General features: G+C 39.0%; 5 protein-coding genes. 1 reads left to right on the top strand and 4 read right to left on the bottom strand.

Annotated features, from left to right (window positions below):
• Positions 1-46: 46 nt before the first annotated feature.
• The 4 genes from Cop2CBH44_RS11600 to Cop2CBH44_RS11585 are packed head-to-tail and all read right to left on the bottom strand — an operon-like array spanning position 47 to position 13,405.
• Positions 47-9,661: a LamG-like jellyroll fold domain-containing protein gene (locus Cop2CBH44_RS11600; protein ID WP_200754862.1), complete on the bottom strand. Its 9,615-nt coding sequence runs from the start codon at positions 9,659-9,661 to the stop codon at positions 47-49.
• A gap of 29 nt (positions 9,662-9,690) precedes the next feature.
• The gene (locus tag Cop2CBH44_RS11595; protein WP_200754861.1) at positions 9,691-12,006 is read right to left on the bottom strand and encodes a DUF8740 domain-containing protein; all 2,316 of its coding nucleotides are present in this window, start codon (positions 12,004-12,006) and stop codon (positions 9,691-9,693) included.
• A 29-nt stretch (positions 12,007-12,035) separates the two neighbouring features.
• Positions 12,036-12,509 carry a T9SS type A sorting domain-containing protein gene (locus Cop2CBH44_RS11590; protein WP_044230924.1) on the bottom strand — a complete coding sequence of 158 codons (474 nt, stop codon included), beginning with the start codon at positions 12,507-12,509 and terminating at the stop codon, positions 12,036-12,038.
• 53 nt (positions 12,510-12,562) lie between these two features.
• Positions 12,563-13,405 (bottom strand): helix-turn-helix domain-containing protein, encoded by an 843-nt coding sequence (locus Cop2CBH44_RS11585; RefSeq protein WP_200754860.1) that lies wholly within the window; start codon positions 13,403-13,405, stop codon positions 12,563-12,565.
• Positions 13,406-13,786: 381 nt separating this feature from the next.
• On the opposite strand from Cop2CBH44_RS11585, the gene Cop2CBH44_RS11580 reads away from it, so the two are divergent.
• A complete protein-coding gene (locus Cop2CBH44_RS11580; RefSeq protein WP_200754859.1) occupies positions 13,787-14,767 on the top strand; it encodes a helix-turn-helix transcriptional regulator in 981 nt (326 codons plus the stop codon).
• Positions 14,768-14,777: the final 10 nt, after the last annotated feature.

Here is a 14,777-nt window from a genome sequence, read left to right as displayed (position 1 = left end):
GTTTCTACCTCTTCAAAAAAAGAGGTAGAAACATACTTTTTTTTAATTATTGTTTCTCTACTTTATATACCGAAGTTTCTCCATTGAGGGTTACATGAACCAGATAAATACCCGGAGCAGAAGTCGAGTTACCTTCTACTATTCCATTCCAAGTCGTATGGAAGAAGTTACCGGTCACAGTTTCCTGAGCACGTTTCATTATCAAACGACCCAGAACATCATACACGGCAATTTCAATGATATCACCCGACTGAGCCACTACATGTATATTCAACTTATCAATAAAAGGATTCGGATAAACTGAAATATTATCTTTCGGAGTACTAAAGTCAAGTTCTACCGGTTGAGCAAGTGTACCCAAAACAGCATTTGCCTGATAAGAGAATGTCGTTTTTGCACGAGCTATCACATCTCCATTTCTTTCTAATTCGAAGCTGACATCTCTATCTCTATTTTCACCAGCGACAGATATAAAGTTCAGCTGTTTCTCACCCATATCCACAGCATCGCTTACACCTCTCAATGAACCATCTACGTAAGCCAAGATCTTATCTCCCGGTTCCATTTGGTCAGAAACAGCAACGATACTCATGTTCTCGGCATAATCATTATTGCTATACGTTACATCCGATACCATACTACGAGTCATCGACCGTTTCAATAAGGTATTTCTATTTGACAACGTTCCTGATGTAGACGGATAAGTAAAGGTTACATCATTTGAAGCCGTACGCATAAGCATATACCCCTTATTCTGTTCCATATATTTCAAATTACCTATCCAACCTGTACCTGAATACATTGCAAATTGGCTTTGAGATTTCAGTATATCACCTTCTTTTGCATCATATCCGGCCAATGCTTCCTTCACTGTAATATTTGCAGAAGGGAGATAACCGATATAATTCCAGCGATTACCTTGTACAGTTATCGGAGTTGTCTTAGTGTCCACAGCAGAACCATCTGTACTTAATAACTGGTCACTGGAAGAATGTAACATAAAGAGTGATACGTTATCAAATCCTCCATTTTTAGTCAATGAACCTGTCCATCCTTTTGACGACGAATAAGAATCAAAGAAATCTCTACTCTTCACAATATCTGATTTCGTCCAATTTCCATTCATCAATGTAGCCGACACATCCGAGAGATTAGAATTTGCCAGATTAAATGAAATCCAGTTCCATCCCTCAACTAAACTAATATTCTGGAAGAATATCTCCTTACCGTCAAACACAATCGGTTCTTTTGCCGTTCCGACCACTCCATCGTTTATAAACGTTATGGTTCTTTCCGGAGTCGGCGTTGCCAAATAAATCTTACCTGTACTTGCATCCCACATACGGAATTCGATATTATCAGCTTGTTTTTCATTGTTATAAACAGTTAAGAATGTGTACCACATATCATGATCACGATCATAGCTATTATTAGCAACTCCAATACATTTTCCATTTTGGAATGCAGCCAGCATGTCTTCCTTATCGGTAGAGAACACTGTATTGAAACGCATTTTACCAAATACCGACATATTATATTTATAATCAGCCGGATTTACACTCCATCCCGGTTTTTCTCCATTTACTTTCAAAGAAAGAGGCAATGGTTCGGTAACATTATTTTCCCCTCGAGCATAAATAACCTCTTCATATGTACCGACATTGGTTCCTTCATCTATAGTGAACGTAATTTTCTGGGTTCCTTTCGGGTCTATTTCTCCACTCATCGGGTCTGCAATGAGCCAGCTTGGTAAACCTTCGATAGTAAAGTTCTTGACACTACCACCTATGTTGTTCAAAGGAACAACGAATTCATATTCTTCATACTGCATCTTATCGATAGAGACTTCACTTTCTCCCCATTTCAACTGGTTACGGTCTATATACGCACTCCAACGGTAAACAGTAGGATCAATATTACCATTCAAGTCACGAACATCTCTCAATGCCACATTTACAATCGTTTTCTCCAATACTTCAGGAGCTTCTTCCAAATTGATAATAATAGCACTGCCACTCGTTACAAAGCTATATTTCACACTTTGTTCCGGTCCCTTTGATTTCAGTGGAGCTCTTTCATTCGTTTCAGCAACATTCCCTTCTGCTACGGCTGTATGTTTCCCGTCAGTCTGATCTTCAAGAGTATAAATAAGCTCCTGAATATTGGCTGTATTCACAATATATTTCTCAAACGGATAGTAAGCTATAAGTCCCATTTCATCACCGTCCATCTTCCTATTGGTATTACGGCTGATAATCGACTGAGTCAAAGCACTGTTCCACATCCGGAACTCGTCGATTTGTCCCGAAAAGAAATAATCTTTATGATTTACATCCGGTATTTGTGCATCTCCCCAAGAACATCCACCCAAATAAATTTCTGTTCCCGATATCGCTCCGACACTGTCACTCCTGAAATAGTTTTTCAACTCTCCATCCATAAAGATTTGAGCATTACCAGAGTTCCTGTTTACAGAAACAGCAAAATGATGCCACTTCTGATCCATATACGAACCATTTACAACTTCTTTATAACCATTTGTCCGGAATATAAGCTGGCTATTCTCAAATCCTACAAAGAACTTATTTCCTTTTTCGCCACGCTCATTACCGTCAGCTTTTCCATTATTAACCAATGCGGCATCTGCCTTAGTCGATGCATCTGTACGGAACCAGAATTCCAACGTAAAGTCTTTGTCATCTTTCACGGGAATTTCCGAACTATTGACAACAACCATCCCCGTAGTACCGCCAAATTGTACGGCTTTACCATCAGGTGTACTCCAATTACCATACATCGTTGCATTGTTGCCACGGGCTTTATCTTCTACCAATGTACCTTTGCCCTCATCCATCGGGAAATAGGCAACCAATGAAGATTCCATGCCCGACAATATAGAAAGGCTTCTCGACTTAATATCTGCAATTGTATATGCTTCGTCCCAGAAACGCGCTTCATGCATACATCCGGCAAAATAGTTCGTTCCATTCACATTACGGCCATACTCTATTTTTCCAATACCGTTATAAGCCGGTACATTATCTTGATTTATCACCAACTCATAATTATAATATGCTTTCAAGTTACTTCCGGCATTATCATATACAACGGCAACATGCGCCCATTGTCCGGCAGACATGGACAAAGCGTCCGATTGATATTTTACCGTACCTAATTGTACTTCGATACGTTTATCGGCAGTAAAGCTTACTTCAAATATCTCAGGAGTATTCCCTTGAGTAAACAGGGTCCCTGCACGATTCAAGTCATCAGGTTTTACCCACAACTCCATCGTCATACTCTTACCCGACATATTTTTATCGAACTCTGTCGTCAAATAATCAGTCTCCCCATTCAGGTCTACAGATACATTATGGTCTCCATTCGAACCGTTTTTCACAGCGGTCACTTCAAAGTTGGCATTCGTAAAATATCCTTCAGCAAGAGCTTCGTTGAAGTCTACACGAATTTCATCTTCAATACCTAAAATTCCACTGGCCGGTTTTGGGTTTCCAAACAATTTAGGCAAAACCAAATCCCGAACTCCGCTTACCACTTGAGATTCCGCAGTCACAAAATCATTACCTAAAGAACAATAACTTACCGCACGGATATCATAATTCTGGTCAAGTGTACCTACAAAATTACATGTTACGGTAGAGCCCTTTATCATCGCTTTCGATGATTCCTGTGCTTGATTGTACAACTCTTCATCAGCATAGAATGTTTTGATATTCTGCCAATCAGAATCAGAAGACGAGGATGGTTTGAACTGTACAGCAATATGGTGGAAATTACGGAAATTCACATCAAAACCATCCACTGTTATCGGTAAATAATAAGTTCCATCAGTCAATTGAGGAGAATTTAAATTCAAGACCCAATTATTCCCCGGAGACTTAATATTCACTTCAGTACTGGCAGGAATAAAATGAACAGATAAAGAAACAGAATCAGCTATATCTTCAAAAAGTCCGTTTGTCGGATCATACTGACATTGAGAAGCCAAAATTAGATTCAGACCCTCATAATCATATACCTCGCCCATCCGTACCTCAAGTGTTTTTTCCAAAATTTCTCCAAAAGGAACAATAAAATCCCGCCCGGTACTCAAAGGTACACCATCGATAGTAAACTTTGCTCCTGTCTTATTAGATGCATCATCCATCTTTAATGTATAAATTACATCTTCCTGAGCCTCAGAATCATTACTCAACAATAATTTAAATACCGCAGCTTTATCAGACGGAACATTCGAAACAGTCGTTACATTTGCCTCTATTTTAGGTACTTCGATACGTAATGTTCCTTCACTCAACTTATGTTGTCCAGGCTCATAATATTGAGTCCACTCTTCACCTTCATATGGACAAGCCGTAGCTCCGCCCTGCACATAATATACGAAATTTGTACCGGAAGATACCCCTTGTTCTTTGCGAACATCTACACTAAGATAATCATCATCACCCTCTTCAGCCAAAACAAAACCTATTTTTTTGACTTGTTCTTCTGTAGAACCTTCTTCGTTTCCAGATGATTCCTCAGTCATCTCATTCAATGTCATTTTAACACCGAAACCGTTTACTTTCATTCCTAATTCTGTCGCTACTCCGGCACCAACAGTAAATACAGATGATTTAACCTTTTCTTTTGATACTATAAACTCTTCGGAATGTTCCACCCCGGCACCAGCTTGGAAAGAGAAATTCTTATATGCAACAGCTTCAATCTTATCCTGTTCGTTATCGGCCAATATTTGTATCCAAGAATCAATTGAAATATTCAAAGCTGCAATTGTATCTTTTGCCATTGATGTATCATACCCATCCGGGAAAATAACTTTATAACTATCTCCATCAAACGTAGAAGCATCCGTATTGGTCTTTCCAAAATCTTCACTCTCCCGATCGATTTTCGAGATATACACCGGTTCGTTCTTTTCATTGGCAAGCTGCTTAGCATATGTATCAGTAGTTCCTTTATCAAGTAAAATATTATCTCTTATATTGATAATATTCGACATCAATGTACCCTCAATAAATGCTTGCGGATATACCAAAAGCGTACCGAATTTTTTACCTACCGAAAGGGCCTCTTTAGACGATATACAATAATCACCTTCAGTAACTTTTATGTCAGTACCGGCATTAGGTCCTATAGGGCGGATACTCAACAGATTTTCTATACCGTAACTGATATTGGTAGAGTGTGCTACAATCAAGTCTCCATTTCGACCAACATACATAGGGTCATCACTGGTCTGGAATCTCGTACTTAATGCGGTAGACTCAACTGTTGAATTCGACTCGGACTCATCAGCTTTCGTGGAAACAACAACCCCCAAAGAATTCTCGCTCTCCGTTATTGTTTCCGTCTCTACACCTACACCAACACTGGTAGTCAATTCGAAACCTAATAATACATCATCCTGCATATTCGTATCACTTACTTTTCCTGAAGTAACAGTAGACCTGTTAGAAATAACTGTACCTTCTTCTGCATAAGCATAACTCAACGAACCGGGAGGGTCTCGTAATACCATCAATGCCTCAGTAGGGCCTTGTGTAATAAAGCTTTTACCTCCGGCCATCACACCTCCGATATGGTATCCTTCAATAGGCGTAGCAGTAATAACATTGCTATTATAATCAAAACTAGCTTCAATCTTTTTCTCGATATTAGTCAAACTTGGCTCTACAGTCTGGCAAGAAACCGTAACAGAACCTTCGCTATCAAGCACATAGGCTTGCTTCGTTATTCCAGCAAAACCATTAGAGATATTGACACTACCCCCCCTAACTGGGACCTTATCATAAGACGATGCTACCGGATTTCCACTACCACTTGCCGGTTCCCGGTAGAATGGATATTCCTCATAAGCATCCACTTTGATTTTATACGTCTTTCCCTTCTCAAACACAGGTTTGCCCATCAAGTACTTTCCTGAGTCCTCATCATACAGAGATATCAATTCCATATCTCCAGCCAGATTCATAACCTTATAATTGGGACTACCGAAATAAGTCTTACCTTGTCCGTTTACCTGGCTAAGAGTCACAGTAGGCTGTACTCGATGTATATATTTATATATCTCATTATATTTCACGGTATCTTCCTTAACAATTTCATCACCTTCCGTCTCAGGAGCATAAATAACCTCTTGCTCATTGAATGCACTGGTAAGGTCGAGCAGATTTTCATCTTTTAGATCAGAATATCCTGTAACCGAGATATTGGCAATTTTATATTGTTCAGGAATAAGGTCGGCAACAAACTCTCCAGTCTCCAAATCGGGGGTAATTACAATAGAAGTAGCATCCGATTTTACCGTATTTACATGCTCGGGATGAAGATGTGTTACAGTAACCTCTTCTTCAGTACGTTCCTCCTCTGTATTATCATCTTTGTAATAAAAAATCTTGCCTTTACTGTCATCATTCAATTTCAAAGTAAGAGCAATTTTCTCCCCCAGATTATTTTTTGACAAGGAATGTCCAAGAGGTATGGTATCTTGAACAGCACCTCCGGCAATACGGCCGATAAGACGTACTCGAGTAGCATCCCAAAAACGGACATCCGCCATATTATCTTGATAGTCAAGATCGGCTCCATAAGAATTTTGCAATTTACCTTCATTTACAAATGTATGGTTTTGTTTGACAGCTTTCACTTCATGCTGACCGACCGGAACCTGTATTGCGAATACACCTTTTTCATCACTGGTAATTATCTCTCCATTACTCTTCGATGCAACTTTTCCGTCAATATAGAACATCACGCCTTCTACCGGAATCGTACTATTATTATAATAAACAATACCAGACAAATCAAAAGAAGACTGATCGGTAAAGTCGATATTGAACATCGATGAAGACTGTCCGATTACAATGGTTTTTTCTCCCGGTGAGAACTGGTGCGTCCCATAATAGGGTGTCAATGTATATTCCGTACCATCTCCCGAATACGGGATACCTATAATCCGGTAATTACCGCTCTTATCGGTAACTCCCCTGAAAGACAGTTGTTCAGGCTCAGGCACGACATCTGCATTGAGTCGGGCATCATATATCTTTCCATGGTTTTCATTGTACTGAGTACCGTGATAAGACAAATCATAAAATTCAAAAACAACAGATTCGTTAAAACGCCAATATGCCTGCAGCTTATTTTCATTGCCTGCCAATAACCGATTATAATTATCTGAAATTTCCTCCTCTGTCAATGCTGTATCCCATACACGTACTTCATCGATATATCCAGCAAAACCTTTTCCGATTTCTGCCTTGCCCTCCTGAACAGAAACTGATAAAGAGGTTGCATCGGATTTATATACCAACATCGTATCTATTCCGGCTTTATTTGCCCGACAAAGATACAAGTACAAACTATCTTTACCATTTTCTTGTCGATAGACTGCTGACATATGAGAAAATCTTCCGATTCCTAACTTCTCATCAGCTTTTACTGTAGCAACTTTAGTATCTTGAGAAACTTTAAAATAGGGAATTCCAGACTCAAGACCGACTTCATAATTCCCTTTTTTCAAAATAATACCAGTCGCATTATCCATATCCGGCTTCACATAAGCTTGAATCGTATACGGAAGTCCGGTCTGAGCCAATATATTATCAGTTTCTAAATAAGAATCCGCTGTACCTTCAAATTCCACGCTCTGCCCGCCGATGTCTTCCCGGCTGCTCACTTGTACGTCTACTCCTTCGACAGCCTGACCGTCTTCAAATGTCACCCGTCCGATGATTTGTCCGGTCGGAGATCTGAAACCGATAGTCTGTGGCTGAGTGAGACTCTCTATCGTTTCATTGGCACATTTCGATAATCCCACTACTTTATATTCATAGATAACACCCGGTACACAATTTTTATCCTCTACCGAATAGAACGACTGTGTAGCAGCACCGGATACAGAAGCTATCTGTTCAAACGAACTATCATCTTGATAATTTGGATTATACAATCTACGACGAACTGAGAAGTTATCGAAAGCCGGGCCTTCTGTCGACCACGAAATTTCTACCCGGTCGGTAAAATAACCTTTCGACGCACTCATCTCCGATTTTAAATCACCCTGATCTCTCGGAATAAACGTTTCGGGCGTATAAACGGCCGACAAAGGACTATATGTATTTGTATTCGGTTTTACCTGAAGCTTATACCGGTACTCATTACAAAGTTGCAACATATCGTCGATATATGCCCCCCGGTCATCTCCGGCAAAGTATTCTTGATAACGGCCATATTCCTCCGGTGAAGTAAATTCACTCTCCAACGGTTTATTAAACATCTCTCCCTTCGGCATTTCTATATCCTCAACCGTATTTAAAGTGATATTTTGCCGGGTAAGAACGAACTTACTGCCGTTACTCCAATTCTGCCCTGAAGTGCTCCAATAAATCAAAGCCTTACCGTTTTCCAACAGTACCGTATGCGCATCGGTCACGGTCAGGTGTATCGTGTTTACTTCCAGTTTTTCTATACTTTTCCCATACGTCTTGTTCCATGCCTCTTTATCTTCTGTCTTTTCGCGAATTAGGAAAAAACTATACTGACCCGTCGAATTTTCGGGTACATCTATAGCATACGAATAAGACGTCTTGCCAAATTCATAGGGTATAAGCGCTTTTTCCGTCTCCGACGGCTTACCATTCAACGTATATGTATATTCCAAAATAAAATTATCTTTTACATAATTCGAACTGGCAGTCCCGGGCACCGACCAGGAAACATTTATCTGCCGGTTCGACTCGTCAAAAGAAGCCTCTATTTTCGAAGCCTGAGGATAGGCATCCAATGTCACTGTATTACTGGTAGATGAAAGAGAAATATTTCGCACTGAAAATTCCTGCGTAACCACATATTTATTTTCCTTGCTCAAATCTATATCTGAAGCATTCAGTATAAAAGTTCCCGAAGAGCTTGACGCTGACTGCGTTGCAATAACTTCTCCGGTAGATGAATCTTTTCTCAATTTTATATCACCTTTTCCTTGTATTGAGCTCGTACCTCCGCTTCTGTTCCATCTTATAGATACTTGCGGCTTGTCACCACTTTGTGAGAATTCAGGAGAGGTAAGCGTTAACTTAGGCATTTCTGCTGAAGATGTAATAGACACCGATTCACTGATACTCTGGTCAGCAGTAGCCCCGTCATTCCACCATGTTCCCTTAAAAGAGATATTGACATTTTGATTCAACAAAGAGCTTTTAATATACCATTTAATCTTCATAAATCTTTTCGATCCACTCTTATCTCCATCCCAATCGATATCTTCATCACCATTACTACGAGAACACGACGGACTGTCCCCTTTCCCATTACCTCCATCACAATAAATACGGAAAGTTGAAGATCCTAACTGTAAATCGAGCCAACCCGAATTCGGAGAAAAACCTGCATTATAGGTCAAAATATCCGAACCGTCATCATCCCAAATCGGAAATTTCAAATATATGTATCCTTCATCCGGATGCCACTCTGTAGTAATACCTCCCGTTTCGTTAGGCCAACTATGTCTGGCTGATACATACTGTATCCCGAAACTCAGGAAAAGAACCATTAATGTAAGAATCTTTCCCACCGGACGACCTCTGAAATCACAGACAGAGTCCGGTTTTTTCTTCATTTTGTCTAAATAAATACTCATCCTATTTCATTTTAAAATTAATCTCGATTTCAAAACACATACACAGCTCTTACTTTTGCCGATGTCGACTTCGCAACATTAGAAGTAGATGGCTCCAACGAATTGACAAGGACATAACTATTATTTGCATCGACTTCCGTAGAGCTCCAATACCGGCCATCGGCTTCTATCGGAGTTCCTTTCTCCTGTAATGTCACATTCAACAAAAACAAAACGTTGTTGACGGCAGTCATTTCACTTATTGAAGGCATATACCATCCCTGCCCCTTGGCGACACACCATGCATTGGCAGGATATTTCGTTTTATTTTCTTCTATTTTTGCAATTGCGGCTGAATTCACGCTTCCATCATCATTGTCAGTAGCACCCACCGACACATTCTCGGTACTCCATACCAAGTCTGTTTCATCAAGCGATATGACCTTGCCGTGCCGCCCTCCGTCGGAGACTGCATACACCACACCTATCGGATTATCCTTATCACCCTCTTTATAATAAAGGTCTCCGACCGCATAAGTCTCTCCGGCTACCGGTTTGCTGGTCGTTTCCGACCAAGACAACCTGCGTATTCCCCGCACCCGACCTTCAGCTTTTTTATCATCATCAAAAACGTCTCCGGCAAGAACCTTTATCGGCTCTCCTACACCCAGATTTATCTCATAATCGTTCATTGCGATTCCGGTCGCATACGCCCTTTCATTATCATCGTTCTCCCGAAGGCTCTCAGTAGAAGACCAATAAAAATTACCGTTCAGAGGCTGTCCTCCTGCCATCGACAACTGACTGTTTATCTGATTTTTATTCTCAAAAACAGTCGCCCATTCATTTTTAGCGGGCAGATACCACTGTTCTCCCTCATCTGCTACACTTGCAAATGCCGGATATTTCGTGCTCCAATCCGAAAGCCTCTTTATCGTGCTCATATTCTCCGCTCCATCGGTATCACTCGTAACATTTGCCGATTCATATACTGTACTCCAAGCTCTATTCTCAATTTCTTTCAAAGAAATGATTTTACCGTAACGACCCACCGAAGAGACTTCGATAACCACCCCCTCAGGCATTCCGTTTCTATTATAATAGATATCCCCGACTTTATACGTCGAAGCCGAAGTATTGGCATAAGAAGGTTCTATCCATGTCAGTTTTCCATTAGCGACACTCAGCACCTGTCCCTCTTGTCCGATAGGCAAAATCGTCCATGAATTATTTGCCCAATACAAAATATCGCCCTCGCTATTTCCCGTAGGTTTATTCTGCAAATCGTTATAGTCTCCGCTAAACGAATTCGACGGTAATTCCACCGATTCTCCCAACTCCAAAAGCGTCTCGGCATTCTCCCCATTTCCGCCTTCAAGTACCAACTTATTTTCTTTTATACTTAATTTTTGCTTAACAGGTTTGTTGAGCAATTCATCATACTTACCACTGAAACCTTCCGGCAATACCGAAAATTCAGCATCCAACTCCAATAATCCGAATTCGTCTTCTTTCCCCTCCAACACGAGTTTACCGTCTTTTATTGCGAGCTTCTGCTTGCCCGGGACACCCGACAAGTCGGAGTATTTCCCGCTAAATCCTTCCGGCAATTTAAAAAATTCAGGATCTATGGCAAGATATTCCCCTCCGGAGATTACCAAACTCCCATCTTTTATACTTAGCGTTTGTTTTTCGGGAATTCCCGTCAAGTCAGAATACCTTCCGGTCGTCGCCACCGTTTTAAATTCGGGAAGATTCACAAGATTATTAAAATCTCCATCAAAACTAACCGGCAGCTGAACAGACCCTCCTTCGGTCAAAGATATCGTATTACCATTTATACTCAATTGTTGCTTCTCCGGCAAGTCCGTAAGGTCATTATAACTTCCCGTCGTTGCTACTTGCGACAAAACCGGAGCATTGGTCAACTTATTATAATCCCCGTCAAAACTGTTACCCGCGCTTTTTGCATACAAAGCATAAGGGACACTCAACAACTGACTGGTCCCGCTGATTACATAATTGCTACCGCCATTCGGGTCGGTTTCCGTTTTAATAAAAAACAGCCCCGAAGACCAGTCTATAGCAGAAAAAACTCCCTGAGATATCTGCCCGTTTCCAATATACAGACTAATCATACCATTGACATTAGTCTGTACTGTATGCGTCTCTACATAGACCGGCGTTCCGTTTACTCCGCCCTTCAGAATACTGATTTTCACACCGACTGTCTTATTGACAACCAGATTGTTAGATGTATTCCTAATGACAGCCTGATAACTCATCAAATCGGGAGCTTGCGCCCTTACCGAAAAAGCGATGGCAAGCCATAAGAATACAGCCAAGATTTTCTTAGATGTTTTCATTCGTGCATTTAAATTGGTTTATGTTAATTTTATTTTTTCAGGATTTTAAATGTTTTCAAAACTCGTCCATCTTTTTCAACCCGCAGAAAATAATTTCCGGCAGGCAAAGATGACATCTGTATGCGAGTCTCAGACTCTGTTATTCTATAATTTTGTAAAAGGTTGCCCTTTATATCGATAAGCATAGCCGTATAGTCCGCCATATCATATACAACTCCTAAAGACAAGATTAGATAATCAATAACAGGATTAGGGTAGACATTCAACGAAACCACAGGAAAAAGATCGGCTCCTACCGTAGAAATCTCATATACTTGCTGTATCCCAGGAATAATCGATCCTCCCGAAGTTATATGGGATACAAAAAATGGTTGCCCTACCGAAAAACTAACAAAACCGGACGAAACGGATACACTCCCTCCGGAAGCATTTACACTATTTTGTGCACTTATTTGCAATATACCATGGCAAATAATAAAAATAAGCAGTATACATCTCTTCATATAAATGGAATTAATATTTAGTTTTTAGTTTGCTGTTTCTGAAAAATAAAATACTATTTTATATATTTATAACTGGTTCTAAGTTCAGCTCGTAACATTTGCGGTGTTTTTCCAAAATGCTTCTTACAAAATGTCGAAAAATGGGCCCTCGATGAAAAATGAAAATCCTCAGATAATTCTACAAAAGATTTATTCTCGTTTTTTAGTTCATCTAAAATATCAACCATCTTTTTGTCTGTAAGCCATTTTCCCGGAACTTCATGCATTTCCTCTATAAAACGTCTTTTGAATGTGGATAAACTACAATGAGCCAAAGCAGCAAATTCATTTACCGATTTTACACGCCTATAATTTGATAAAACAAAAGTTTTAAAATCAAAAGTCTTACTTACTATAGGATAAAATAAACTTGCCAGTTCCATCTGAGTATAGCACTTTTGCAAAAGCAAAAACAACTCTCCCAATTTCCACTCATCAAAAGAATTACAGACAATGTCATATTCAAGACAAGAATATACATAGTTCAAAAACAGCTCAAAAACATGCCCCATTTCATATATCTGGAAGCGATATTTAGTAATATGAGAACACTCCCCTCGTAATGAATCCAAAGGATAAAGTCCATGAACCTGCAAAGATGGAAATATATCTATCGTCAATATTCGAGCATCTTCAATAACTTTCCCAGCATATATATATTTAGGACAAATAAACGCGAACTGGTTACACCTAATACGCTTACAATCGGCATTATGTGCAACGACAACCACCTCCCCAGACAAAACAAAGAATAGGAGAGAATCTTTATCCACAAATGACAAAGACTCCCCCGCCTTCAATTCCTTACTCGAAAAAAGACGTGGTCTTTCAGCCCCACACATGTTTCTATCGACCATTATATTATATTAATGATTCCAAACAAAAATAAATACTGCCCCCAAAATACGATTATATATATAGTTTTTTTTTAATTATATATTTAGTTCAATTAAATTATTTATATATAAATGACATGAATACAAAAAGGAAGCTGGCTCTACTTGATACAGACGATATTTCAACAATAAAACTGTGTAAAATTAAGCAAAATCAATAAGTTCACAAGATTTAAATAATGGTTAAAAGAAATATTTATACTGAATTATGTCAATAAGTGAAAATACAAATACTGAAATATATCAATAAAAAAATCTAACAATCTATAATATACAAATTTACCTTTTTTAATATAAAAATGTTTTAATATTTTTGCATATAAATACTCTATTCAGAAGACTATGCAAAAAGACACATATACAAAAGGAAAAGAATCAATTATAGAAGTTCAGCGCAAATATACTTTTCTTTATATATCTATCGGATATTTGATTGGAATCATACTATTTTTCATAGCGGGTATCGGTCTTGAATACGAAAAAGACTTATTCACTCTATTAAATGGGTTACATGCCCTGAGCATATTCATTTTATTGGGTCTATTTTATTTCAAAAAAATTTCAACAACGTGGGCTATTACTACTTTATCTCTGCTGATACAAATAGAAATATCGACAGAGATTATTATCATGGCATATAACAATACGACTTTTGCTATATCCTTGATATTTGCAAATATCACATTGATCGGAATGTTGCTAATAGTTACGATAGTTACCTACATCAGATTTTTGCCCTTTATTATTACGGCAATTACCACAATTACGTATCTCTATTGTATATACATAAGTAACAACAGCATTCTTATTAAGCTCGGCCCACCTTTATTCATCGCATTTATTGTCGTCTCCATCATGAGTAAACGTATGGCCAAAGGCGTATCGACAATGCAAAAAGAAAACATACAATACAAAATGGAACAAGAGACCGTACTTGCTCTACTGAATATGAACAAAGAACAGCTCTTACAATTTATAAAAATAATGAAGGAGAAAGAACTATCCCTTTCTCAAACCGATGAACTATTACAACTCCTCGGAAAAGAAGCCCGAGAAAAAATAGAAAATAACATCAAAATAATGATGCGGCAAAAAGAACGTGATACTTCCCGACTAAAAAAATATACACAATCTCTTACACCTTCAGAATTGGAAATTTGTGAATTGATATTGGCCGATAAGAATATCCCCGAAATAAGTGCCATAACGGGGAAATCAATTTCCAATGTTACCAGTACACGTAGCCATATACGAAGCAAACTGAACTTAAAGAAAGATGAGAATCTAAAAGATAGTTTAATAAAAATAACACGCAAAAACTAACTGTGCCCTT

It is taken from the genome of Coprobacter secundus subsp. similis, assembly GCF_015097275.1.
GTDB lineage: Bacteria > Bacteroidota > Bacteroidia > Bacteroidales > Coprobacteraceae > Coprobacter > Coprobacter secundus.
This window is presented reverse-complemented; position numbering and strand designations above follow the sequence as displayed.